Here is a 23276-nt window from a genome sequence, read left to right on the forward strand (position 1 = left end):
AAGGTGCCTTTGTCTTATCTGCCAGCGGCAAACCGGCATTGCCCGGTGTCACCCGACACGTTCAGTCTGATAACGTGCGTCTATCGATTGCAGCCGGTATGCTTGGCCCGCAACTTCATGGACGCTTGCTATGACCCTCACAGAATTACGCTACATCGTTACCCTCGCCCAAGAGCAGCACTTCGGCCACGCGGCCGAGCGTTGCCACGTCAGCCAGCCGACCCTTTCGGTGGGCGTGAAAAAGCTTGAAGACGAACTCGGTGTGCTGATTTTCGAGCGCAGCAAAAGCGCCGTGCGCCTGACGCCGGTCGGCGAAGGCATCGTGGCCCAGGCGCAAAAGGTACTGGAACAGGCCCAGGGCATCCGCGAACTGGCCCAGGCCGGCAAGAACCAGCTGACGGCCCCGCTCAAAGTCGGCGCGATCTACACCGTCGGGCCATACCTGTTCCCGCACCTGATTCCACAACTGCACCGGGTCGCCCCGCAGATGCCGTTGTACATCGAAGAAAACTTCACCCACGTGCTGCGCGACAAACTGCGCAACGGTGAACTCGACGCGATCATCATCGCCCTGCCGTTCAGCGAAGCCGACGTGCTGACCCTGCAGCTCTACGACGAGCCGTTCTACGTGCTGATGCCAGCCCAGCACCCGTGGACGCAAAAAGAATCCATCGACGCCAGCCTGCTCAACGACAAGAGCCTGCTGCTGCTCGGCGAAGGCCACTGCTTCCGCGATCAGGTACTGGAAGCCTGCCCGACCCTGACCAAAGGCAACGACGGCGCCAAGCACACCACGGTGGAATCCAGCTCCCTGGAAACCATTCGGCACATGGTCGCTTCCGGCCTGGGGATTTCGATCCTGCCGTTGTCCGCGGTGGACAGCCACCACTACGCCCCCGGCGTGATCGAAGTGCGTCCGTTGTCGGCACCCGTACCGTTCCGCACCGTGGCCATTGCCTGGCGAGCCAGCTTCCCGCGTCCGAAGGCGATTGAAATACTCGCCGACTCCATTCGCCTGTGCTCGGTGGCCAAGCCAGCGGCGCAGGTCGCTGCGGGCTAAGCGACGGTCATGAGCGAGTTGTCGCAAGTGTCGGTGACGGCACTCAAGGGTGTCGGTGAAGCCATGGCCGAGAAACTGGCCAAGGTCGGCCTGGAAAACCTCCAGGACGTGTTGTTTCACTTGCCCCTGCGCTATCAGGACCGCACCCGCGTGGTCCCGATTGGTGCGCTGCGACCTGGGCAGGATGCGGTCATCGAAGGCACGGTCAGCGGCGCCGATGTGGTCATGGGCCGTCGGCGCAGCCTCGTGGTGCGCTTGCAGGACGGCACTGGCGGACTCAGCCTGCGCTTCTACCATTTCAGCAATGCGCAGAAGGAAGGCCTCAAACGCGGCACGCGGATTCGCTGCTACGGCGAGGCACGGCCCGGTGCCTCGGGGCTGGAAATCTACCACCCGGAATATCGCGCCATCACTGGCGACGAACCACCGCCAGTGGATGAAACCCTGACTCCGGTCTACCCGCTCACCGAAGGCCTGACCCAACAGCGCCTGCGCCAGTTGTGTATGCAGACCCTCACCCTGCTCGGCCCCAGCAGCTTGCCCGACTGGTTGCCCAACGAGCTGGCCCGCGACTACCAACTGGCACCGCTGGCCGACGCAATCCGCTACCTGCACAACCCGCCCGCCGATGCCGACGTCGATGAACTCGCCCTCGGCCATCACTGGGCGCAGCACCGCCTGGCTTTCGAAGAACTGCTGACCCATCAACTGTCGCAACAGCGCCTTCGAGAGAGCATGCGCGCCCTGCGCGCGCCGGCGATGCCCAAAGCCACCCAACTGCCGGCCAAATACCTGGCCAATCTCGGTTTCAACCCGACCGGCGCCCAGCAACGGGTCGGCAACGAAATCGCCTACGACCTCAGCCAGCACGAACCGATGCTGCGGCTGATCCAGGGCGACGTCGGCGCCGGCAAAACCGTGGTCGCCGCCCTTGCCGCGCTGCAAGCGCTGGAAGCCGGTTATCAGGTCGCACTGATGGCACCCACCGAGATTCTCGCCGAGCAGCACTTCATCACGTTCAAGCGCTGGCTCGAACCGCTCGGCATCGAAGTCGCGTGGCTCGCCGGCAAGCTCAAGGGCAAGAACCGCACCGCCGCGCTGGAGCAAATCGCCAATGGCACGCCCATGGTGGTCGGCACTCACGCGCTGTTCCAGGACGAAGTGCAATTCAAGAACCTGGCGCTGGTGATCATCGACGAACAGCACCGTTTCGGCGTGCAGCAGCGTCTGGCCCTGCGGCAGAAAGGCGTCGGCGGACGCATGTGTCCGCACCAGCTGATCATGACCGCCACGCCGATTCCGCGCACGCTGGCCATGAGCGCCTACGCCGATCTCGACACCTCGATCCTCGACGAGCTACCCCCCGGCCGAACCCCGGTCAACACCGTGCTGATCACCGACACCCGGCGGGTCGAAGTCATCGAGCGGGTGCGTAGCGCTTGCGCCGAAGGGCGTCAGGCCTATTGGGTGTGCACGCTAATCGAAGAGTCGGAAGAGCTGACCTGCCAGGCCGCCGAAACCACATACGAAGACCTGACCGCCGCCCTCGGCGAGCTGAAGGTCGGCCTGATTCACGGCCGCATGAAACCTGCGGAAAAAGCCGCGGTGATGGCCGAGTTCAAGGCCGGTAACCTGCAACTGCTGGTCGCGACCACGGTGATCGAAGTGGGCGTGGACGTGCCCAACGCCAGCCTGATGATCATCGAGAACCCCGAGCGCCTGGGCCTGGCGCAATTGCACCAGTTGCGCGGCCGCGTCGGTCGGGGCAGCGCCGTCAGCCATTGCGTGCTGCTCTACCATCCGCCGCTGTCGCAGATCGGCCGCCAGCGCCTGGGCATTATGCGCGAAACCAACGATGGTTTTGTCATCGCCGAAAAGGACCTGGAATTGCGCGGCCCCGGCGAAATGCTCGGCACCCGCCAAACCGGCCTGCTTCAATTCAAGGTCGCCGACCTGATGCGCGATGCCGATTTGCTGCCTGCCGTACGGGATGCGGCCCAGGCATTGCTCGAACGCTGGCCGACCCATGTCAGCCCGCTACTCGACCGTTGGCTGCGTCATGGCCAACAATACGGCCAAGTGTGACAACCGTCACAGTTTCTGAGGCGTGGCTTTAGGCAAGCTGGTTATACTCCTGCAATTGTTTAATCACGGATACAGACCATGACCGAAGTTGCCTTCGCACCCGATACCCCGCACGCTCCGTCGGTTATTCGGCTGATGCTGGGCAAGTTGGGCATTGCCTACGAAGAAGTGCTGGACCATCACGGCCTCAATGCCGCACGCAAAGTACAGGCCGTTCTGCTCGATGACAGCGTCGGCGCATTGATGGTGTTGTTCCCGCAGAGCCAGTTGCTGGACCTCAATCGCCTGACCGAACTCACCGGTCGCCGCCTCACTGCCGTACCCACCGAACGCCTGACAAAAATGCTCGGCAAGCACAACCTCAGCTTGCTGCCTGGTCTGCCGGCGCTGACCAGTTCACCCTGCCTGTACGACGAAAGCCTGCTGCGTGAGCCGAAGTTGCTGATCAACTCTGGCGAGCCGGGCGTGCTGCTGGAAGTCTCCAGCGAAGACTTCAAGACCATGCTGACCAAGGCCAGCGCCGCCAACTTCGGCGAAAACCTGACCAGCATCCGTCCGAACCTCGACCGCCCCGATGACGACCGCGAGGAAATCACCCAGGCCGTCCAGGCATTTACCGCGCGGCGCATCCAGCAGCGCCTGGAAGAGACCATCGAGATTCCGCCGCTGGCCGAAACCGCGCAAAAGATCATCAAGCTGCGTGTCGACCCCAACGCCACCATCGACGACATTACCGGCGTGGTCGAAACCGACCCGGCGCTGGCCGCGCAAGTCGTGAGCTGGGCGGCGTCGCCGTACTACGCCTCACCGGGCAAGATCCGCTCCGTGGAAGACGCCATCGTGCGCGTGCTGGGCTTCGACCTGGTGATCAACCTGGCGCTGGGCCTGGCCCTGGGTAAAACCCTGAGCCTGCCCAAGGACCACCCGCAACAAACCACGCCGTACTGGCAGCAATCCATCTACACCGCCGCCGTCATCGAAGGCCTGACCCGCGCCATGCCGCGCGCCCAGCGCCCGGAAGCAGGCCTAACCTACCTGGCCGGCCTGCTGCACAACTTTGGCTACCTGCTGCTGGCCCACGTGTTCCCGCCACACTTCTCGCTGATCTGCCGCCACCTGGAGGTCAACCCGCATCTGTGCCACAGTTTCGTGGAACAACACCTGCTGGGCATCAGCCGTGAACAGATCGGCTCGTGGTTGATGCGCTACTGGGACATGCCCGAAGAGCTGTCTACCGCCCTGCGCTTCCAGCACGACCCGGCCTACGACAGTACCTACGCCGAATACCCGAACCTGGTCTGCCTGTCGGTGCGCCTGCTACGCAGCCGAGGCATCGGCTCCGGCCCCGACGAAGACATCCCCGACGCCCTGCTGGAACGCCTCGGCCTGAGCCGCGCCAAAGCCGAAGACGTGGTCAGCAAAGTGCTGGAAGCTGAAGTGCTGCTGCGTGAACTGGCGTCGCAATTCAGCCAAAGCTGAACAGCATCGCGGGCAAGCCCGCTCCCACAGGGATCGCTTAAATCCTGTGGGAACGGGCTTGCCCGCGATGAATATCACTCGGTCTAACTGAAAAACCTCAAGCCTTGGGCTTCGCCTTCTTCGGCTTCAAATACTTGGTCAGCCCCTGGAACCAGATCACCAGCGCCGGGTTGCCCTTGATCTGAATCGATTTGTCCTGAATCCCGGTCATGAACGCCAGTTGCTTGTTCTTCGCCTGCATCGTGGCAAAGCCATACGCGGCGTCTTTGAAGGCAATCGCAAACGCAGGCTCGGCATGCACACCCGATTGGCTGGTGATGCGCTGGTCCTTCACGCGGAAATGCCGCGCCACTTTCCCGTCCAGTGTCTGCAGCTGGAACACTAGGTCCTTGTCACCCAACTGCTGCTGAAACGCCGGATTGGTCCGGCTGGCCTTACCCATCAACAAACCCAGCATCCACAGCAGAAAACGAAATTTCATGCGCACAGCCTCAGAAGGAAAATGAACGGCGGGGGCAGTGTAACGGCTAAAACATAGAACGCCAGCATCTGCTGGGTTTTGGAGAAGATGGTGCCAATTTTGACGCCGATGACTACCAAGTCATTGACGATCCTTCTGCACAAGAGACTTCGGCAGGCGGTGTTTTTCTACTCGATTACGCATTATCAGGAACCCGCTATTATCCAGAACCCGAGTCAGTCTGACCCAAAATAGCGTTTCGTTGTGGATGTCAGTCGCAATGACAAAAATCGAATTGGGCGTGCCCACACACCTGCCCGCCGCCCCCCTTTCCAGGTTAATGAGCCGTGCGCGGATAACGCTGTCGCGTTCCAGCGCACGGCTTATATCAGGTCAATTCATCTGATGGCTGGCCGTTACGCGGTCACCGTATAGCGATAACTCACATTGGTCAGCCGCCCATGAATAGCCAGCATCACCTCGAACGTGCCAGGTGTGCGGGTCGGCAAATGCACATAGCGCAGGTTTTCATCCAGATAAGCATCCGGACTGCCCACGATTTGGACACCGCCCGGTTCATACAGGACGTCACCCGGTGTCTGGGCCTGCACAAATACTTCGGGCAGCCTGATGGGCAGCAAACTGTTTTGCGCCACATTGCCCAGCTCAAAAATGCCCAAGGCTTGATTGCGGGCATTGATGGTGGTGGTCGAAGGCATGGCATTCAGGACGGTCAGGTCTTCAAACCCGTTGCTCTGAACCAACAGGTTTTTGAGGGCGGTCAGCCTGGCAAAGGAATCCGGCAGCTTTCCGCACAGGTTATTGTTGTTACCCACGTCGAAGCGTTCCAGTTTTATCAGATTGCCAATCGACTCCGGAATACTGCCCCTCAAAATGCCCAGCGGTGATTGAGAACTCAGGTTCAGGCTAATCAGGCTTTCGAGTTTGCAGATCCAGTCTGGAATTGATTTGAGTGAGCAGTTGATGAAGTACGCCGACTTCAACTTTGCCAACGTCCCGAAGTCTTCAGGCAGACGGGTGATAAGTTGGCGCTCTATCATCACATCCTCCAAGTTGCGCAAATGCCCAATGCCTCGCAAGTTGGTGATTTTTAGCGGTTCCCCGCTCAACACTCTCAACGCCGTCACTTTATCCAGCGTGTCCTGTGTCACCGTGTCTTCGATAGTCACCGGCGTGCCCGTGGCTTTTGAAATATGCTCGGCCGCCACGCGCGCAAATGAAATGTCGTCAAAGAGAGTCTTGATCGGCGCCGGGATTTTCACAGGGGTAAAAGCCTTTGCAGTTGCCGTGTACGAGGTCATGTCGGTCACCTTGCCAGTATTTAAGGAGACTCTTTTATAAAAAATCGACCGCCCCCTTTTAACTGTCATAACTGACAGTTGGTAAGACCCATTTAGAATAATCCTGAGCCGGTTGACGGAGAGAACGGTATGCGGCGCACCGTAAAATTCACTAGCAAAACCTGAGGTCGCCTTAGAAAACGGAATTCAATCACGCTAAACCATTGGCACGCGCTGACGCTCTCGAAAACGATCATTTTTCGAGAAGCCATCGTGAGAAAGAACGCCGCGACCATTTCAGCGAACCGGAAATGCCGGCAATGATCGCCAAGCAACAACACCTGCAGAAACACATTCCTGTAGGAGCTGCCGCAGGCTGCGATCTTTTGATCTTGCACCCAGCAGACTTCTTGGACATTTCCTTCGCAACGCACATTCGGGGGCTTCTCTGACTGCGTATCACGTTGTTCGCCATCAAATTCACCCACGCCACGGCTCCAGGCAAAAATCCAGGTGCCAGCTTGGGTCGTTCCGCTTTGAGACATGCAACATTCTGAAATGCAGGAAGTTTCTGATCGCTGAAGGAGAGTCTTCCTACATCACCTCCTCCAACTTCTTGTTAGCGTATTTCGGTCATGGACACCGGAGTTACCAGTCCACGAACGGGCGAACTGTCAGGGAGACACTCGAATGTTTTTATGGCAAATCGTGCCCACGTGGCACGAGATTGAAAAACGCATAACCCATGAAATGGGTTACCAGGGAGGAGCCAGCTTTCGAACGCATTTCAACGAACCTGCCCCCTCCATTTCTCTGAACATCCGACGGATCAACAGTGTCCGCTACGCATTCAACCAAGCCGAGTGGGAAGCCGGCCGCCTATTGAGGCAACGGTTCTCTGACCTCGACATCTCCAGCATCCTCAACGAGTTGATCGAAGTCGTTACTCAAATGGCAATGATCGTCGCCGGCAGTGTGCTGACCGGAGGGGCAATTGGCGCGGGAGTGGGCGCATTCCTCGGAGGGGCAGGTGCCATTCCCATGGGAGCCGCTGGCGCCGCAATGGGATTGCAAGTCAGCACCTGGATATTAGGGATACTTGGCCTGACGACCATCGCCGAGTTTTTCGTCGAGGGATTGCCGCGCATTGGCGAGTATTACCTGACGGGCATCAACATCGCGTGGAGTGGCCCTCGTGGCGAGAGAGGGTTGAACCCGTTCAGCCTTTTGCCGAAAAAAGAGCCTCCCATCACATCGCACTGGGGCATGTGGAGGTTGTCGTCCTGCTGCTGGGAGCCATCGTCGCTTACATTACGCGTGGTCGAGGTAATGCAAATGTCCTCGCCCAGGAAATGCGAGCAAGCCCCAAAGGGGCACGGCTTGGCGAATGGATGCTCAAGCATGAGGAGGCACTGAAAAAACGACCAGACCTGCAAACCGCAGAGCCGCGCAGAGGTGCACTTGGCCCGCAGGAGCCTGCGCCTCCAGCAAATCGCCCACCTGGAAAAGACAAGGACTCGTCTCGTGTCAAACCGAACGCCATGCCGCTTCATAAAGTCGAATGTTTTAAAGCGGACAAGATGCCGGCGTCTAAAATCGGAGAGTTCGAGCGGCAGTTGAAGGGGCAAGAGGACGGGCTGAATCGGCTGACGGTTGATGAGTATCTGGAGAATATTGCTAATCCGGTGAAGCGTAGTCCGGCGGCGGCCAGGCTGGCTCGTAAAGATTTACAAATCAAGTTGCGAACACGGTTTCAAGATGAACTCTCACAAACCATGGACACACTCGACGCTGAAGTCGCTGCCATTAAAAAAGCCAAGGAAACGATGTCAAACCTTGCGGGGTTGCATAATCCTGATTTGCGCGCTGGCGGCAAGGACATCATTGCAGACTTTGGTGATCGACAAGTGAACTCCAGTATCGGTCCTCAGTGGGGACCGAAGATCACAAATTTGAAGGCTGCCGCTGAAAATGTCCCATCACCAATGCGAAAATCAACTTTTCTCAACGTAAAATTACACAAATGTTAATTAAGAAGGCATTGCATGGACAGAGTATTTGCTAGATTTATAGAGAAGTTTGGTGGGCCTGTTGATCGACAGGAAGTGCCGGCATCAAGTATCGAAAGATATAAGGGAAAGCTGCCTAATCAGTTATTGGAGTACTGGGCTGAACACGGCTGGTGCGGATATGGTGATGGAATTTTTTGGATAGTGAATCCTCAGGAATACGACGGAGTAGTGGCGTCCTGGATTGAAGGGACGAAACTTGAAGCATTTGACACTTACCACCTGATTGCTCGCAGCGCCTTTGGCGATCTGTACTTCTGGGGGGAAGAAACGGGTGCCTCACTAAAAATAACCAGTATCGTTTCTCGCTACATAACACACACATCCATACTTCCAAAAGAGCAAATGGATAGGAGACTTCATAACTTTTTATTGTCTACGGAGGTGGAGTACAACGATTTCGATGACCTGTTCAAACCCGCGAGGAAAAAGCTCGGCACCCTGCGTCACGACGAGATGTACGGCTTTGTTCCAGCGCTGATGTTCGGCGGCCCGGATACTCTCGATCATCTAGAGAAGGTGAAGGCGGTGGAGCATCTGATTCTGCTGTCTCAGATCACCGAGCTTCAGCCCTATAGTTTTTCAGACTTGTAAAGGATGTAGTTTCCCCCCTAGGCCGCGCTCCGAGCAGGGTTACTCTCCTAGTGCCCTCACAACTCTTAAGGAGATATTAAATGGACGAGATATTTTCGATTTTTCTGGAGACGTTTGGCGGCCCCATTGATCGTCAAGAGGTACCGGTTTCAAGTATCGAACGCTATAGGGGCAAGCTACCCAATCAGTTGCTGGAATACTGGGCCGAACACGGCTGGTGCGGATACGGTGACGGCATTTTTTGGATAGTGAATCCCCAGGAATACGATGGGGTAGTGGCGTCTTGGCTTGAAGGGACGAAATATGAAGAGCGTGATGCTTACCACCTGATTGCTCGTAGCGCCTTCGGTGACTTGTACCTGTGGGGCGAAAAAACGGGTGCCTCACTTAAAATAACCAGTGTGCTTTCTCGAAGTGTTTTTGATGATTTCGAAATTACGAGTGAAGAGATGGACAGAGAACTACAAGGTTTTCTGCTTTCCAGGAATGTGGACTCCAACGATTATGGCGACCTGTTCCAACCCGCAAAGAAAAAGCTCGGCACCCTGCGTCACGACGAGATGTACGGCTTTGTTCCAGCGCTGATGTTCGGCGGCCCCGACACCCTCGATCATCTAGAGAAGGTGAAAGCAGTGGAGCATCTGATCCTGCTGTCTCAGATAACCGAGCTTCAGCCCTACAGTTTTTCAGACCTATAAGCCAGATTTCAGGGGACGGATTTCAACAATCTCTGTTAACCCCACAAAAAATGGGCACCCAACCCTGGTTGGCGTGCCCATTTTTTATTCCACCCCCCGCTACGCGAGAGGCGAAAACGGCTTACGGATTGACGCTGTCTTTCAACGATTTGCCTGGCTTGAACGCAACGGTGTTGCTGGCCTTGATTTTGACGGGTTCACCGGTTTGCGGGTTTTTGCCGGTGCGGGCACCGCGATGGCGTTGCAGGAAGGTGCCGAAGCCCACCAGCGTCACGCTGTCTTTGCGGTGCAGGGCACCGGTGATTTCTTCAAGAACGGCGTTGAGAACGCGGTTGGCTTGTTCTTTGGTGAGGTCTGCTTTTTCAGCAATGGCTGCAGCGAGGTCTGGTTTACGCATGTGAGTGAAGCCCCTTTGACGGTTTGTTGTTGTTATGTCCGTGCTGCTCTCTGTGGAGCAGCGCCAAAAGCGCCGCAGGTGCTCTACTCTGCGGCAGACGGGAGTGAGGATGGCATGCAGTGAGGCCCCGCGCCAGTATCGGCGCGGCCATTGTTAGGGCAAAAGGGGGGTGATTCCGACAGAACGACCGGTATTTATGCCAACAGGGCTGGAAGCTCTTTGTTCAGGGCCAGTTTTTCCATCACGGCGGCGCCTGTGAGGGCATAACCGAGCAGTTTGCCTGCGGCATCGCGGCATAAAACCTTGATGTCGGCGCCCTGCCCTTCGACTGTCCAGATGCCTTCTGCACCCCGTGGCGGCGGGGACACCACCAGCGGGCACACCGGCGTTTTGACGGTGATCGGCATCGGGCCATAGGTGACGGCGGTCGGGTTGCCGGCCAGGGTTTGCGCCAGCGCTCGCGCACAGCTCATCAGGGGCATCACGTACAGCAGGTTCAGCCCATCGACCTCGGCACAATCGCCCAGGGCGTAGATGTTGGCGTGGGAGGTCTTCAGGTGCCGGTCGACCATGATGCCGCGGTTGACCTGCAGGCCGGCCGCAGCCGCGAGGTCGACGCGAGGGCGCAGGCCAATGGCCGAGACCACCACGTCGCACGGGATCACCTGACCATCGGACAGGTGAGCTTCGAGACCGTCCGCCACGCGTTGCAGGCGGTTGAGCACCGGCCCGAGGTGGAAACGTGCACCGAGGCTTTCCAGGCCAGCCTGCACCGCTGCCGCAGCCGCCGGGTGCAGCAGGGTCGGCATGACTTGCTCGCACGGTGCAACCAGTTGCACTTCGTAGCCGCCCAGGGTCAGGTCGTTGGCGAACTCGCAGCCGATCAGGCCGGCGCCGAGCAGCAGCACGCGGCGCTTGCCAGCGGCTGCGGCACGGAAACGTGCGTAATCTTCCAGGTCGTTGATGGGGAATACGCAATCCGCCGCGTCACCTTCAATGGGCACGCGCACGGTTTCGGCGCCCCAGGCCAGGATCAGGTCGCGGTACATCACCGCTTCTTCACCGATCCACAGGCGCTTGTGGCCCGGGTCAATGCCGCTGATGCGCGTGTGGGTGCGTATTTCGGCCTTGAGTTGTTCGGCCATGGCGCCGGGTTCGGCCATGCTTAGGCCGTCGGCGTCCTTGTTTTTACCGAAGCCGGTGGAGAGCATCGGCTTGGAGTAGGAGCGCCCGTCATCGGCGGTAATCAAAAGCAGCGGGGTTTCGCTGTCGAGCTTGCGAAACTCGCGGGCGACGTTGTAGCCAGCCAGACCGGTGCCAATGATGACGACAGGTGCGTTCATTCCTTACTCCTCAATTATTCAGGCAGCGATTTCGATCATTTCAAAATCCATTTTGCCCACACCGCAGTCCGGGCACAGCCAGTCTTCCGGCACGTCTTCCCAACGGGTGCCCGGCGCAATGCCGTCATCCGGCCAACCGTCGGCTTCGTTGTAGATCAGGCCGCAGACGATACATTGCCACTTTTTCATCAGGTACTTCCTCAGGGTTCAGGCGTTTTGTCGGCCGGACGGTCGATGGTTGTAGCACTGCCGTCCAGCTCAGCGCGTTTTGTACTGATCGGTGCCGCCGGATGCAAGCCTGTTCGGCGCAACGGCAGGCCAATTCAATCGATATCGGCGGCTGACATGTTAAGCTCGCCGCCTCATTTGCTGCCAATAATGACTCATTGTGCAACACACAGAATCCCCCTCTCCAGCTCCCCTCTGGCTCTCGCGCAGCGAACTGGCGCCCCTCCCCGGTGCTTCCATCCTGGACTGGCTGTTCGACGAAGGCTCGCTCACCCGACGCCTGATTCATCTGTCGAATGATGCCTTCAGCGTCTCGCCAATGTTCGAAGGCTGGCAAACCCTGCGCGCCGACGAATGCGCAGCGCTGGACCTGGCCGACGGTAGTGAAGGTTGGGTGCGCGAGGTGTATCTGCGCGGTCATGGTGAAGCCTGGGTGTTCGCCCGCAGCGTCGCGGCACGCAGTGCATTGCAAGGCGACGGCTTGCACATGGACGAATTGGGCAGCCGCTCCCTGGGCGAATTGCTGTTCTGCGATCAGGCCTTTCAGCGCCGGGCCATCGAGGTTTGTCATTATCCCCAAGAATGGTTGCCGAGCGAGGTGCGGGCGTCGGATCTATGGGGCCGCCGTTCACGTTTTGACCGCGGTGCGTTGAGTGTACTGGTGGCCGAAATCTTCCTGCCTTCCCTGTGGGACGCCGCACGCGCCCAATCGGAGAACCTCTGATGTACCAAAGCCTGCTTCAGTCCTTGAACCGCGTGAACCCTCGGGCCTGGGACTTCATTCAGCTGACGCGCATGGACAAGCCGATCGGCATTTACCTGCTGCTCTGGCCGACGCTGTGGGCGCTGTGGATTGCCGGCAAGGGCTCGCCGTCCCTGTCCAACATTGTGATTTTCGTCCTGGGCGTAGTGCTGACCCGCGCCGGTGGCTGCGTGATCAACGACTGGGCGGACCGCAAGGTCGATGGTCATGTAAAGCGTACCGAGCAGCGCCCGCTGGTGAGCGGCAAGATCAGCTCGAAAGAGGCGCTGGTGTTCTTCGCATTGCTGATGGGCATCAGTTTCCTGCTGGTGCTGTGCACCAACGCCGCGACCGTCTGGCTGTCGCTGGGCGGCCTGGCGTTGGCGTTCAGTTACCCCTTCATGAAGCGCTACACCTATTACCCGCAAGTGGTGCTGGGTGCCGCATTTTCGTGGGGGATGCCGATGGCGTTCACCGCAGAAACCGGTGAATTGCCGGCTGCCGCGTGGCTGCTGTGGATCGCCAACCTGATGTGGACCGTGGGTTACGACACGTATTACGCGATGACCGACCGCGATGACGACCTGAAGATCGGTGTGAAATCCACGGCAATCCTGTTCGGTGACGCGGACCGGGCGATCATCCTGACCCTGCAAGGACTGGCGCTGGGTTGCCTGTTGCTGGCGGGTTCGAAGTTCGACCTGGGTGGCTGGTTCCACCTCGGATTACTGGTTGCGGCGGGCTGCTTTGCGTGGGAATTCTGGTACACCCGCGACAAGGACCGGATGCGTTGCTTCAAGGCGTTTTTGCACAATCACTGGGCGGGCTTGGCGATTTTCGTCGGGATTGTGCTGGATTACGCGTTGCGTTGACCGTTGAAAAGATCGCAGCCTTCGGCAGTTCCTACCCGAAAGCTGCGATCCTTTGGCGGTGTTACATATGCTCGCGAACGACGTGCCAGACATCTTTTTTCTTGTCACCCGTCATGTCTCCGGGTTTTTTGTCGTCCTCGTAGTAGTACAGCGGCTTGCCGTCATAGGCCCATTGCATCTTGCCATCGTCACGCTTGATGACTGTCCATTTACCTTCGGCCTTGGCACCCGCCGGCGCCATCATTGGCGGCCAGTATTTGGCGCAGTCGCCGTTGCACATTGACTTGCCGCCCGCGTCCTTGTCGAACGTGTAGACCGTCATGCCTTTGTGATCGACCATCATGCCGTCTTTCATCATCGCCGGGTCGGCGGCAAAGGCCAGTGTCGGCAGCGTTAACGCAGCAGTGACCAGCAAAGCCTTCCAGGATTGAGCAATGTAGTTCATGGAAACCTTCCTTTTGTGGTTGTCAGGATTCGGAATTAGAGCTTAGCCCAGGATCCAGCCAATCGCCGGTCAACTAAAATACTGTCACACGACTGCAATAATTCCGTTATCTAATGCGGCGCAAGACAGTTAAATGACAAGAGGATTAAGGCATGGTTGGCAGGAGCATTCTGATCGTCGACGACGAAGCGCCTATTCGCGAAATGATCGCCGTTGCGTTGGAAATGGCCGGCTATGACTGCCTGGAGGCTGAAAACTCCCAGCAGGCCCACGCCATTATCGTCGACCGCAAACCGGACCTGATCCTGCTCGACTGGATGCTGCCCGGCACGTCCGGCATCGAGCTGGCCCGTCGCCTCAAGCGTGATGAACTGACCGGGGACATCCCGATCATCATGCTCACCGCCAAGGGTGAAGAGGACAACAAGATCCAGGGCCTGGAAGTCGGCGCCGACGACTACATCACCAAGCCGTTTTCCCCCCGTGAGCTGGTGGCGCGCCTGAAGGCCGTGCTGCGCCGTGCCGGCCCGACCGATGGCGAAGCGCCAATCGAAGTCGGCGGCCTGCTGCTGGACCCGATCAGCCACCGCGTGACCATCGACGGCCGTCCCGCCGAGATGGGCCCGACCGAATACCGCCTGCTGCAATTCTTCATGACCCACCAGGAGCGCGCCTACACGCGCGGCCAGTTGCTGGATCAGGTCTGGGGCGGCAACGTCTATGTCGAAGAGCGTACCGTCGACGTGCACATTCGACGCCTGCGCAAAGCCCTCGGCGATGCTTACGAAAATCTGGTACAAACCGTGCGCGGCACCGGTTACCGCTTTTCTACCAAAGCCTGACCCGGACCCTTACCGCCCGACAAGCTGACAAGGACGCGCGTCACGTGAACCAAAACTGGCATGGCACCCTGATTCGCCACATGCTGCTACTGGTCACCGCCTGCCTGGTGATCGGCCTGATCACCGGCTATTACGGCTGGAGCCTCGCCGCAGGCCTGGGTCTTTACCTGGCCTGGACCCTCAAGCAATTGCTGCGTCTGCACGAGTGGCTGCGCCTGCACAAACCCGATGAAGCGCCGCCCGACGGCTACGGCCTGTGGGGCGAGGTGTTCGACAGCATCTACCACCTGCAGCGCCGCGACCAACGGGTACGCGGGCGCCTGCAAGCAGTGATCGACCGGGTTCAGGAATCCACCGCCGCGCTGAAAGACGCGGTGATCATGCTCGACACCGACGGTAACCTGGAATGGTGGAACCGCGCCGCCGAAACTCTGCTGGGCCTCAAGACGCCACAGGACAGCGGCCAACCGGTGACCAACCTGGTGCGCCATCCGCGCTTCAAGGAATACTTCGAGCAAGACAGCTACGCCGAGCCGCTGGAAATTCCTTCACCGACCAACGACCGCGTGCGCATTCAGCTGTACATCACCCGTTACGGCAACAACGAACACTTGATGCTGGTGCGCGATGTGACGCGCATCCATCAGCTTGAGCAAATGCGCAAAGATTTCATCGCCAACGTGTCCCATGAACTGCGCACGCCGTTGACGGTGATCTGCGGCTACCTGGAAACCTTGCTCGATAACGTCGACGAGGTGAACCCGCGCTGGAGCCGTGCCTTGCAGCAGATGCAGCAACAAGGCGGGCGCATGCAGACCCTGCTCAACGACTTGCTGTTGCTGGCCAAGCTGGAAGCCACCGACTACCCGTCGGACAACCAGCCGGTGCCTATCGACGGCTTGCTGCAATCGATCAAGAGCGACGCGCAGCAGTTGTCCGGCCAGAAAAACCAGAAAATCACCCTGGAAGCCGACCCGACGATTCTGCTCAAGGGCAGCGAGGCGGAGTTGCGCAGCGCGTTTTCCAACCTGGTGTTCAACGCGGTGAAATACACCCCGGCCGAAGGCAACATCCGCATTCGCTGGTGGGGCGATGACCAGGGGGCGCACCTGAGCGTGCAGGATTCCGGGATCGGCATCGATAACAAACACCTGCCACGCCTGACCGAACGTTTCTACCGCGTCGACTCCAGCCGCAATTCCAATACCGGTGGCACCGGCCTCGGGCTGGCGATCGTAAAACACGTTTTGTTACGTCATCGCGCACGCATGGAAATCAGCAGCGTACCGGGCCACGGCAGTACCTTTACCTGCCACTTTGCGCCGGCTCAGGTCACCCAATCACGGGCTATCAGCACCGCCGACTGATACCGGCCAGCACGCGCCACTAGGCAACTGACCAGTCAGCCGCTACATTGGCTGACTTGTGCCTGCGCTTCAGGCGCGGATTTTTCTTCCCTTTCGAATACACGGAACCCGCAAAACTCCATCATGGACCCTTCCCCTGGCTTGACCCTCGCTACAATTTTCGCCGACTTCGGCATGATTCTTTTTGCTCTGATCCTGGTTTTGCTCAACGGATTTTTCGTTGCGGCAGAATTTGCCATGGTCAAATTGCGCTCGACCCGGGTCGAGGCCATCGCGGACAAAAACGGCTGGCGCGGGCACATCCTGCGCACCGTGCACAGTCAGCTCGATGCGTACCTCTCGGCCTGCCAGCTCGGTATCACCCTCGCCTCCCTGGGCCTGGGTTGGGTCGGTGAACCCGCGTTTGCCCACATTCTTGAGCCGCTGTTGAGCGCGGTCGGCGTTGAATCGGCCGAAGTGGTCAAAGGCATCTCGTTCTTTACCGCGTTCTTCATCATTTCGTACCTGCACATCGTGGTCGGTGAGCTCGCCCCGAAATCCTGGGCGATCCGCAAACCCGAATTGCTGTCTCTGTGGACCGCCGTGCCGCTGTACCTGTTCTATTGGGCCATGTACCCGGCCATCTACCTGCTCAACGCCAGCGCCAACACCATCCTGCGCATTGCAGGGCAAGGTGAACCCGGCCCGCATCACGAGCATCACTACAGCCGTGAAGAGCTGAAACTGATCCTGCATTCCAGCCGTGGCCAGGACCCGAGCGACCAAGGCATGCGCGTGCTGGCCTCGGCGGTGGAAATGGGCGAACTGGAAGTGGTCGACTGGGCCAACTCCCGCGAAGACCTGGTGACCCTGGAGTTCAACGCACCGCTCAAGCAGATCCTGGCGATGTTCCGTCGCCACAAGTTCAGCCGCTATCCGGTGTACGACAGCGAACGCCAGGAGTTCGTCGGCCTGCTGCACATCAAGGATCTGCTGCTGGAACTGGCGGCGCTGGACCACATTCCCGAGTCGTTCAACCTCGCCGAACTGACCCGCCCGCTGGAGCGCGTGTCGCGGCACATGCCGCTGTCGCAGTTGCTGGAGCAGTTCCGCAAGGGCGGTTCGCACTTCGCCGTGGTCGAAGAGGCCGACGGCAACATCATCGGCTACCTGACCATGGAAGACGTGCTGGAAGTGCTGGTGGGCGACATCCAGGACGAACACCGCAAGGCCGAGCGCGGGATCCTCGCGTACCAGCCGGGCAAGCTGCTGGTACGGGGCGATACGCCGCTGTTCAAGGTTGAACGACTGCTGGGCATCGACCTCGACCACGTCGAAGCCGAAACCCTTGCCGGGCTGGTCTATGAGAGCCTCAAGCGCGTTCCGGAAGAGGAAGAAGTGCTGGAAGTCGAAGGCCTGCGGATCATCATCAAGAAAATGAAGGGGCCGAAGATCGTCCTGGCCAAGGTGTTGATGCTCGATTAAACCGTATTGACCTGAAAAATCGCAGCCTTCGGCAGCTCCTACAGGGCGATGTGAACACCTGTAGGAGCTGCCCAAGGCTGCGATCTTTTATTGCTTGCCCAACACAAAGTTGGGCAAAGCACCCACTGGCTGGTTGAACTGATACGGAATCGACACCAGCCCCAGCCCGGTGTTGCGCTGCACCACGAAGTGCAAATGCGGCCCGGTGCTGTTGCCGGTGTTGCCGGACAACGCCAAAGCACTCCCTACCGTTACCCGCTGACCTTCCCGAACGCAGACCGAACCTTTCTTCAGGTGCAGGTAAACACCCATGGTCCCGTCATCGTGCAGCACCCGCACGAAATTGCCGGAGGCATCGGTACCACGCCCGCTCTGTCTGTTCTCGGTCTTCACCACCACCCCGCCTCGCGCGGCAATGATCGGCGTGCCCTCGGGCATCGCGATGTCCATGGCGTAACGGCTCTTGGGCCCGAAGTGGCTATAGGGGCCATTGGCGCCCTGACTTATCCGGAACGGGCCGCCACGCCAGGGCAACGGGTACCGATAGCCCACCGTGGGTCCTGAGGGGTCGCCCAGGGAATACTTGAACTTCGGGACGTACGCGAGGGGCCTTCCATCTTTGGTCGCCGTGAGCTGCGCCAGGCGAACGCTGCTGCGCAGCGGTATCACGCGCCGAATCGTCCTGCCCGGCACACCGCTGGCGTTCTTCACCCCGGCAAAACTCAATTCGACTTCTACCGGCGCATACAGGTCATTGCGCACGTACACGCTGTGCACGCCGTTCTTTTTCGTGATGATGAGGCGCACCTGGCGCTCAAGGTGCTCGTCCATGCCATCGCGAAAAACGAACACATGGGCGCCTTTGCTGGGGCGGTCGCTGTAGGAAACCACGCCATTGGCGTCTTTGGACTTGTAGATGGTCATGGCCACGGCCGAGGTGGCGAGCATGAACAGGCCACAGAAAAACAGCAGGCGCGTGAACATGGGCAAGGAATCTGTCGAGTGGGAACTGAGATGGAGCCTAGCAGCTGCTATGGACCCGGGTAGTCGGCAGATGTTTCAGAAAAGGTGTTCAGCAGATTTGCGGTAGCAGTGTCGGCCCCTTCGCGAGCAGGCTCGCTCCCACATGAGAACGCATTACAAATGTGGGAGCGAGCCTGCTCGCGAAAGCGGACTGTCAGGCGACCCTATATCAAGCGCCAGGAATGAAGTGCTTCTGCGCCGTCCCCCGCGCAATCAGGCGCGAGATGTAATCGAGCTTCTGCGCATCCTGATCGACAAAGCGGAAGGTCAGTTGCAGCCAGTCGCTGTCGGGCTTCGGTTCGTGGGCCACGACGGCATGCAGATAGCCGTTGAGGCGGGCGATTTCGGCATTGTCACCCTGCTCCAGGTCCAGCACGGCGCTGTCGAGGATCTGCGGCAGGGTCTCGGTGCGCTTGACCACCAACAGGGCTTCCTTAAGGCTCAGGGCCTTGATCACGCACTGCTGGATGCCGTTCGGCAAACGCAGCTGCCCCTGGCCACGTCCGCTGGCAGGTGCCGAAGAGGCCGCAGGCGCCTTGACCGGCGGGCTGTTGAGCAAGCCTTTGGACGGTGCGGGCGCGGCTGTTGGCGTGGTGACAGGCGCCTTGCCAGCGGTCAAGGCGGCCAGGGAGTCGTTGGCGAATGCAGGGCTGGTTTTGGTCGCAGCTACGCTGATCAAGGCATCGAGTTTGCCGACCTTGTGCAGCGCCTGCTTGACCTTGGTGATCAGCTGTTCGTTGGTGAACGGTTTGCTGACATAACCGGATACTCCGGCCTGGATAGCCTGGACGACGTTCTCCTTGTCGCCACGGCTGGTCACCATCACGAAGGGCATGGCTTTGAGGCTGTCTTGCTCACGACACCAGGTCAGCAGTTCCAGGCCGGACATTTCCGGCATTTCCCAGTCGCACAGAACCAGGTCGAATGCTTCCTTGGCCAGCATGGCCTGGGCCTTTCTGCCGTTGATCGCGTCTTCGATCCGCATGCCCGGGAAATAATTGCGCAGGCACTTTTTCACCAAGTCACGAATGAACGACGCGTCGTCCACGACCAACACACTGACCTTACTCATCCATCACCCCTTTAAAAAATCCCGGCCAGCATACCGCCTTGCTGATGGCACTTTGCCAAAAAACCTTCAGTCACGCCGGACTTTTCGTTCACGGGTGCTGCTTTTCGAATGCATGGGCCACAAACAAAAACGCCCGGCCAACAGGCCGGGCGCTTTACTTGGGCAACCTTACTTATCGTCAGTTTTGCCCGGAACATTAGCGGTTTCGCCGGTTGTTCCTTCGACTTCTTCCTTCATGCGCTTGAGACCCAGGTGTCGCACGTCGGTGCCGCGTACCAGGTAAATCACCAGTTCCGAGATATTGCGCGCGTGGTCGCCGATACGCTCCAGCGAACGCAGTACCCAGATAATGCTCAGAACCCGCGAGATAGAACGCGGATCTTCCATCATGTAGGTCGCCAGCTCACGCAGGGCGGTCTTGTATTCGCGGTCGATGATCTTGTCGTACTGCGCCACCGACAAGGCCAGCTCGGCATCGAAACGGGCAAAGGCGTCCAGTGCATCACGGACCATGTTACGCACCTGGTCACCGATGTGGCGCACTTCGACGTAACCGCGCGGCGCCTCGCCTTCTTCGCACAGCTGAATGGCGCGACGGGCGATCTTGGTCGCTTCGTCACCGATGCGCTCCAGGTCGATCACCGATTTGGAAATGCTGATGATCAATCGCAGGTCGGACGCTGCCGGCTGACGACGGGCCAGAATGCGCAGGCATTCTTCGTCGATGTTGCGTTCCATCTGGTTGATCTGGTCGTCGATCTCGCGCACCTGCTGGGCCAGACCGGAGTCTGCCTCGATCAGCGCGGTGACCGCGTCGTTGACCTGCTTCTCGACCAGCCCGCCCATGGCCAGGAGGTGGCTGCGCACTTCCTCCAGTTCGGCGTTGAACTGCTGGGAGATGTGGTGTGTAAGGCCTTCCTTAGAAATCATGTTGTCTGCTCCGCAAAAGCTGTGAGCTGCAAGCTACAAGCTGCAAGCTGATGTGTTGTACCCGAACTGCCCTGACTTGCCGCTTGAAGCTTGCGGCTCGTAGCTGCTGCTAGCCGTAGCGACCGGTGATGTAGTCTTCGGTCTGCTTCTTCGCCGGGTTGGTGAACAGGGTGTCGGTGTCGCCAAATTCCACCAGCTTGCCCATGTACATGAACGCGGTGTAGTCGGAAACCCGCGCCGCCTGCTGCATGTTGTGGGTCACGATGACGATGGTGAACTTCGATTTCAGTTCGTAGATCAACTCTTCGACTTTCAGCGTGGAGATCGGGTCGAGTGCCGAGCAGGGCTCGTCGAGCAGCAACACTTCCGGCTCAACGGCGATGGTGCGGGCGATCACCAGACGCTGCTGCTGACCACCGGACAGGCCCAGTGCCGACTCGTGCAGGCGATCTTTGACTTCGTCCCACAGCGCCGCGCCTTTGAGTGCCCACTCGACGGCCTCGTCGAGCACGCGCTTCTTGTTGATGCCCTGGATGCGCAGGCCGTAAACCACGTTTTCGTAGATGGTTTTCGGGAACGGGTTGGGCTTCTGGAACACCATGCCGACGCGACGACGCAGCTCGGCCACGTCTTCGCCCTTGCGGTAGATGTTGTTGCCGTACAGGTTGATCTCACCTTCGACGCGGCAGCCATCCACCAGGTCGTTCATGCGGTTGAAGGTGCGCAGCAGCGTCGACTTGCCACAGCCGGACGGGCCGATGAAGGCGGTCACGCGCTGTTTCGGGATGTTCATGCTGACGTCGTACAGCGCTTGTTTCTCACCGTAGAACAGGCTCAGGCCCGGTACTTCGATGGCTACGGTTTCCTGCTCGAGGCTCAGGCTCTGTTTATCGCGACCCAGTGCCGACATGTTGATGCCGTGGGTATGTGCTTCGTGCTGCATGGGAGGCTCCCTGTGCTAACAAATTCGGTTCGTTTAACCGCTGGTCCAGCCAGCGGGTTACTCAAAATTCATGTCTGGCTGAGGCCCCTGTGGGAGCTGGCTTGCCAGCGATGCAGACGATGCGGTTTATCAGTAACACCGCAGTGATGCCATCGCTGGCAAGCCAGCTCCCACAGGATTCGTATTAACTATCCAGCGCCTTGTACTTCTCGCGCAGGTGGTTACGGATGTACACCGCCGACAAGTTCAGCGTCGCGATCACCAGCACCAGCAGCAGCGCCGTGGCGTACACCAGCGGTCGTGCGGCTTCGACGTTCGGGCTCTGGAAGCCGACGTCATAGATGTGGAAGCCCAGGTGCATGATCTTCTGGTCCAGGTGCAGGTACGGATAGTTACCGTCCACCGGCAACGACGGCGCCAGTTTCACCACACCCACCAGCATCAGCGGCGCCACTTCACCCGCGGCACGAGCCACGGCGAGGATCATGCCGGTCATCATCGCCGGGCTGGCCATCGGCAATACGATCTTCCACAAGGTTTCAGCCTTGGTCGCGCCGAGGGCCAACGAGCCTTCACGCACGGTGCGAGGAATCCGCGCCAGGCCTTCTTCAGTGGCCACGATCACCACCGGCACTGCCAGCAGCGCCAGGGTCAGCGAAGCCCAGAGCAGACCCGGCGTGCCGAAGGTCGGCGCCGGCAAAGCTTCCGGGAAGAACAGACGGTCGAGCGAGCCGCCCAGCACATAGACGAAGAAGCCCAGGCCGAACACCCCGTAAACGATGGCCGGAACACCTGCCAGGTTGTTCACCGCGATGCGGATCACCCGGGTCAGTGCGTTCTGCTTGGCGTATTCACGCAGGTACACCGCCGCCAGCACGCCGAACGGGGTCACGATCATCGCCATGATCAGGGTCATCATCACGGTACCGAAAATGGCCGGGAAGATACCGCCCTCGGTGTTCGCTTCACGCGGGTCGTCGCTCAGGAACTCCCAGACCTTGCTGAAGTAGAAACCGATCTTGGTGGTCGTGCTCATGGCGTTCGGCTGGTAGGCGTGAACCACTTTGCCGATACCGATTTCGACTTCCTTACCGTTCGCGTCGCGGGCGGTCAGGCTGTCGCGGTTGAACTGCGCATGCAGATCGTTCAGGCGCGCTTCAACATCCTGATAGCGGGCATTGAGTTCGGCGCGCTCCGATTCCATGTCCGCTTGTGCGGTGGCGTCGAGTTTGCCATCCAGCTCAAGCTTGCGACCGTGCAAGCGAATGCGCTCCAGGCCGGCGTTGATCGCGCCGATGTCGGTTTTTTCCAGGCTCTTGAGCTGTGCGGCCAGCTTGTTGACGCGGTCGACACGGGCTTGCAACTCAGGCCATGCGGCTTCGCCTTCAGCGACAACCTTGCCGTCCTGTTTGACGTTGACCAGGTAACCGTAGAAGTTGCCCCACTCACGTCGCTCGATCGCCATCAGCTCCGGCGGCGTCGTCTGGTTGGTCAGCCACTCGCCGACGACCCAGGTGAAGTCGTTGCCGTTCAGGTCACGGTTGCCGACCTTGATCAGCTCGCGGGTCATGAACTCCGGGCCCTGCTCAGGCACCGGCAGGCCGGCGCTCTTCAAGCGGGCGCGGGGTACTTCTTCCTTCTGTACCACTTCACCAATGACCAGGTGCTGGCCCTGGCCCGGTACGTCGTAGCTGGCGTGGATCAGATCCGCCGGCCAGAAGTGACCCAGGCCGCGCACGGCAATCACTGCCAGCAGGCCAATGGTCATGATGACCGCGATGGACACCGCGCCACCGCTGATCCAGACACCGGGGGCGCCGCTCTTGAACCATCCTTTCAGGGAGTTCTGTTTCACAGACTTC

Annotated in this window: 23 protein-coding genes and 1 pseudogene; 12 read left to right on the forward strand and 12 right to left on the reverse strand. The window is 59.3% G+C overall.

The window, feature by feature from the left end:
• Positions 1 to 130 precede the first annotated feature (130 nt).
• The 3 genes from CD175_RS20850 (at position 131) to CD175_RS20860 (ending at position 4624) form a co-directional block, all read left to right on the forward strand.
• Complete coding sequence (locus tag CD175_RS20850; protein ID WP_007975189.1) at positions 131 to 1060, forward strand: hydrogen peroxide-inducible genes activator; 930 nt, start codon at positions 131 to 133, stop codon at positions 1058 to 1060.
• A gap of 9 nt (positions 1061 to 1069) precedes the next feature.
• Positions 1070 to 3145, forward strand: a complete 2076-nt coding sequence (recG, locus tag CD175_RS20855; protein WP_104450287.1) for an ATP-dependent DNA helicase RecG — start codon at positions 1070 to 1072, stop codon at positions 3143 to 3145.
• Between the two features lie 78 nt (positions 3146 to 3223).
• On the forward strand, positions 3224 to 4624 hold the full coding sequence (locus CD175_RS20860) for an aminoacyl-tRNA deacylase and HDOD domain-containing protein (protein ID WP_104450288.1): 1401 nt from the start codon (positions 3224 to 3226) through the stop codon (positions 4622 to 4624).
• Between the two features lie 97 nt (positions 4625 to 4721).
• On the opposite strand, the gene CD175_RS20865 is transcribed toward CD175_RS20860, so the two are convergent.
• The 3 genes from CD175_RS20865 to CD175_RS20875 all read right to left on the reverse strand — a co-directional run bounded on the left by CD175_RS20865 (position 4722) and on the right by CD175_RS20875 (position 6930).
• Positions 4722 to 5105: a hypothetical protein gene (locus CD175_RS20865; protein ID WP_008018281.1), complete on the reverse strand. Its 384-nt coding sequence runs from the start codon at positions 5103 to 5105 to the stop codon at positions 4722 to 4724.
• 395 nt (positions 5106 to 5500) lie between these two features.
• Complete coding sequence (locus CD175_RS20870) at positions 5501 to 6406, reverse strand: leucine-rich repeat domain-containing protein (RefSeq protein ID WP_104450289.1); 906 nt, start codon at positions 6404 to 6406, stop codon at positions 5501 to 5503.
• Positions 6407 to 6498: 92 nt separating this feature from the next.
• Complete coding sequence (locus CD175_RS20875; protein ID WP_146094596.1) at positions 6499 to 6930, reverse strand: hypothetical protein; 432 nt, start codon at positions 6928 to 6930, stop codon at positions 6499 to 6501.
• 205 nt (positions 6931 to 7135) lie between these two features.
• Here CD175_RS20875 and CD175_RS32255 point away from each other — a divergent pair.
• The 4 genes and pseudogenes from CD175_RS32255 to CD175_RS20890 all read left to right on the forward strand — a co-directional run.
• Positions 7136 to 7731 (forward strand): annotated as a pseudogene (locus tag CD175_RS32255) (DUF6861 domain-containing protein); the annotation flags it as partial.
• 45 nt (positions 7732 to 7776) lie between these two features.
• Positions 7777 to 8415, forward strand: a complete 639-nt coding sequence (locus tag CD175_RS32260; RefSeq protein WP_476748387.1) for a polymorphic toxin type 15 domain-containing protein — start codon at positions 7777 to 7779, stop codon at positions 8413 to 8415.
• A gap of 15 nt (positions 8416 to 8430) precedes the next feature.
• Positions 8431 to 9048: a GAD-like domain-containing protein gene (locus CD175_RS20885; RefSeq protein WP_104450291.1), complete on the forward strand. Its 618-nt coding sequence runs from the start codon at positions 8431 to 8433 to the stop codon at positions 9046 to 9048.
• An 80-nt stretch (positions 9049 to 9128) separates the two neighbouring features.
• Positions 9129 to 9746 (forward strand): GAD-like domain-containing protein, encoded by a 618-nt coding sequence (locus tag CD175_RS20890; protein WP_104450292.1) that lies wholly within the window; start codon positions 9129 to 9131, stop codon positions 9744 to 9746.
• A 121-nt stretch (positions 9747 to 9867) separates the two neighbouring features.
• Here the strand turns inward: CD175_RS20890 and CD175_RS20895 are convergent, their stop codons facing one another.
• The 3 genes from CD175_RS20895 to CD175_RS20905 all read right to left on the reverse strand — a co-directional run bounded on the left by CD175_RS20895 (position 9868) and on the right by CD175_RS20905 (position 11675).
• Entirely contained in the window at positions 9868 to 10143 is a 276-nt protein-coding gene (locus CD175_RS20895) for an HU family DNA-binding protein (RefSeq protein ID WP_003195589.1), read from the reverse strand.
• 194 nt (positions 10144 to 10337) lie between these two features.
• Positions 10338 to 11486, reverse strand: coding sequence for an NAD(P)/FAD-dependent oxidoreductase (locus tag CD175_RS20900; protein WP_007975199.1), 1149 nt, complete (start codon positions 11484 to 11486; stop codon positions 10338 to 10340).
• Positions 11487 to 11504: 18 nt separating this feature from the next.
• On the reverse strand, positions 11505 to 11675 hold the full coding sequence (locus CD175_RS20905) for a rubredoxin (RefSeq protein ID WP_007975200.1): 171 nt from the start codon (positions 11673 to 11675) through the stop codon (positions 11505 to 11507).
• 199 nt (positions 11676 to 11874) lie between these two features.
• On the opposite strand from CD175_RS20905, the gene CD175_RS20910 reads away from it, so the two are divergent.
• Together CD175_RS20910 and ubiA are read left to right on the forward strand one after the other, a co-directional pair.
• A complete protein-coding gene (locus CD175_RS20910) occupies positions 11875 to 12438 on the forward strand; it encodes a chorismate--pyruvate lyase family protein (protein ID WP_104450293.1) in 564 nt (187 codons plus the stop codon).
• Positions 12438 to 13328 (forward strand): 4-hydroxybenzoate octaprenyltransferase, encoded by an 891-nt coding sequence (gene ubiA / locus CD175_RS20915; RefSeq protein ID WP_104450294.1) that lies wholly within the window; start codon positions 12438 to 12440, stop codon positions 13326 to 13328. The genes CD175_RS20910 and ubiA overlap by 1 nt, the downstream gene beginning before the upstream one ends.
• Before the next feature lie 61 nt (positions 13329 to 13389).
• Here ubiA and CD175_RS20920 read toward each other — a convergent pair whose 3' ends face one another.
• Positions 13390 to 13773: a COG4315 family predicted lipoprotein gene (locus CD175_RS20920; protein ID WP_104450295.1), complete on the reverse strand. Its 384-nt coding sequence runs from the start codon at positions 13771 to 13773 to the stop codon at positions 13390 to 13392.
• A gap of 152 nt (positions 13774 to 13925) precedes the next feature.
• On the opposite strand from CD175_RS20920, the gene phoB reads away from it, so the two are divergent.
• The 3 genes from phoB to CD175_RS20935 all read left to right on the forward strand — a co-directional run bounded on the left by phoB (position 13926) and on the right by CD175_RS20935 (position 17446).
• Positions 13926 to 14615, forward strand: a complete 690-nt coding sequence (gene phoB / locus CD175_RS20925; protein ID WP_003229608.1) for a phosphate regulon transcriptional regulator PhoB — start codon at positions 13926 to 13928, stop codon at positions 14613 to 14615.
• An 80-nt stretch (positions 14616 to 14695) separates the two neighbouring features.
• A complete protein-coding gene (gene phoR, locus CD175_RS20930) occupies positions 14696 to 15982 on the forward strand; it encodes a phosphate regulon sensor histidine kinase PhoR (protein WP_240629021.1) in 1287 nt (428 codons plus the stop codon).
• 123 nt (positions 15983 to 16105) lie between these two features.
• Positions 16106 to 17446 carry a hemolysin family protein gene (locus CD175_RS20935; RefSeq protein ID WP_104450297.1) on the forward strand — a complete coding sequence of 447 codons (1341 nt, stop codon included), beginning with the start codon at positions 16106 to 16108 and terminating at the stop codon, positions 17444 to 17446.
• Between the two features lie 87 nt (positions 17447 to 17533).
• Here CD175_RS20935 and CD175_RS20940 read toward each other — a convergent pair whose 3' ends face one another.
• From CD175_RS20940 to pstA, 5 genes are all read right to left on the reverse strand, one after another.
• The gene (locus CD175_RS20940) at positions 17534 to 18430 is read right to left on the reverse strand and encodes a peptidoglycan DD-metalloendopeptidase family protein (protein WP_104450298.1); all 897 of its coding nucleotides are present in this window, start codon (positions 18428 to 18430) and stop codon (positions 17534 to 17536) included.
• A gap of 208 nt (positions 18431 to 18638) precedes the next feature.
• Positions 18639 to 19541 (reverse strand): response regulator, encoded by a 903-nt coding sequence (locus tag CD175_RS20945; protein WP_104450299.1) that lies wholly within the window; start codon positions 19539 to 19541, stop codon positions 18639 to 18641.
• A 168-nt stretch (positions 19542 to 19709) separates the two neighbouring features.
• The gene (phoU, locus tag CD175_RS20950; protein WP_015097389.1) at positions 19710 to 20471 is read right to left on the reverse strand and encodes a phosphate signaling complex protein PhoU; all 762 of its coding nucleotides are present in this window, start codon (positions 20469 to 20471) and stop codon (positions 19710 to 19712) included.
• 109 nt (positions 20472 to 20580) lie between these two features.
• The gene (gene pstB, locus CD175_RS20955; RefSeq protein ID WP_015097390.1) at positions 20581 to 21414 is read right to left on the reverse strand and encodes a phosphate ABC transporter ATP-binding protein PstB; all 834 of its coding nucleotides are present in this window, start codon (positions 21412 to 21414) and stop codon (positions 20581 to 20583) included.
• A 184-nt stretch (positions 21415 to 21598) separates the two neighbouring features.
• Entirely contained in the window at positions 21599 to 23269 is a 1671-nt protein-coding gene (gene pstA, locus CD175_RS20960) for a phosphate ABC transporter permease PstA (protein ID WP_104450300.1), read from the reverse strand.
• Positions 23270 to 23276 lie beyond the last annotated feature (7 nt).

The sequence above is a fragment of the Pseudomonas laurylsulfatiphila genome (assembly GCF_002934665.1).
Lineage (GTDB): Bacteria > Pseudomonadota > Gammaproteobacteria > Pseudomonadales > Pseudomonadaceae > Aquipseudomonas > Aquipseudomonas laurylsulfatiphila.

Coding starts and splice junctions, on each gene's coding strand:
- phoR (WP_240629021.1), top strand. CDS start 14,696: ATGCTGCTACTGGTCACCGCCTGCCTGGTGATCGGCCTGATCACCGGC.
- CD175_RS20870 (WP_104450289.1), bottom strand. CDS start 6,406: ATGACCTCGTACACGGCAACTGCAAAGGCTTTTACCCCTGTGAAAATC.
- CD175_RS20875 (WP_146094596.1), bottom strand. CDS start 6,930: ATGTCTCAAAGCGGAACGACCCAAGCTGGCACCTGGATTTTTGCCTGG.
- phoU (WP_015097389.1), bottom strand. CDS start 20,471: ATGATTTCTAAGGAAGGCCTTACACACCACATCTCCCAGCAGTTCAAC.
- pstB (WP_015097390.1), bottom strand. CDS start 21,414: ATGCAGCACGAAGCACATACCCACGGCATCAACATGTCGGCACTGGGT.
- CD175_RS20945 (WP_104450299.1), bottom strand. CDS start 19,541: ATGAGTAAGGTCAGTGTGTTGGTCGTGGACGACGCGTCGTTCATTCGT.
- CD175_RS20895 (WP_003195589.1), bottom strand. CDS start 10,143: ATGCGTAAACCAGACCTCGCTGCAGCCATTGCTGAAAAAGCAGACCTC.
- CD175_RS20860 (WP_104450288.1), top strand. CDS start 3,224: ATGACCGAAGTTGCCTTCGCACCCGATACCCCGCACGCTCCGTCGGTT.
- CD175_RS20850 (WP_007975189.1), top strand. CDS start 131: ATGACCCTCACAGAATTACGCTACATCGTTACCCTCGCCCAAGAGCAG.
- CD175_RS20900 (WP_007975199.1), bottom strand. CDS start 11,486: ATGAACGCACCTGTCGTCATCATTGGCACCGGTCTGGCTGGCTACAAC.
- CD175_RS20905 (WP_007975200.1), bottom strand. CDS start 11,675: ATGAAAAAGTGGCAATGTATCGTCTGCGGCCTGATCTACAACGAAGCC.
- CD175_RS20920 (WP_104450295.1), bottom strand. CDS start 13,773: ATGAACTACATTGCTCAATCCTGGAAGGCTTTGCTGGTCACTGCTGCG.
- recG (WP_104450287.1), top strand. CDS start 1,070: ATGAGCGAGTTGTCGCAAGTGTCGGTGACGGCACTCAAGGGTGTCGGT.
- CD175_RS20885 (WP_104450291.1), top strand. CDS start 8,431: ATGGACAGAGTATTTGCTAGATTTATAGAGAAGTTTGGTGGGCCTGTT.
- CD175_RS32260 (WP_476748387.1), top strand. CDS start 7,777: ATGCTCAAGCATGAGGAGGCACTGAAAAAACGACCAGACCTGCAAACC.
- CD175_RS20890 (WP_104450292.1), top strand. CDS start 9,129: ATGGACGAGATATTTTCGATTTTTCTGGAGACGTTTGGCGGCCCCATT.
- phoB (WP_003229608.1), top strand. CDS start 13,926: ATGGTTGGCAGGAGCATTCTGATCGTCGACGACGAAGCGCCTATTCGC.
- CD175_RS20865 (WP_008018281.1), bottom strand. CDS start 5,105: ATGAAATTTCGTTTTCTGCTGTGGATGCTGGGTTTGTTGATGGGTAAG.
- CD175_RS20940 (WP_104450298.1), bottom strand. CDS start 18,430: ATGTTCACGCGCCTGCTGTTTTTCTGTGGCCTGTTCATGCTCGCCACC.
- ubiA (WP_104450294.1), top strand. CDS start 12,438: ATGTACCAAAGCCTGCTTCAGTCCTTGAACCGCGTGAACCCTCGGGCC.
- CD175_RS20935 (WP_104450297.1), top strand. CDS start 16,106: ATGGACCCTTCCCCTGGCTTGACCCTCGCTACAATTTTCGCCGACTTC.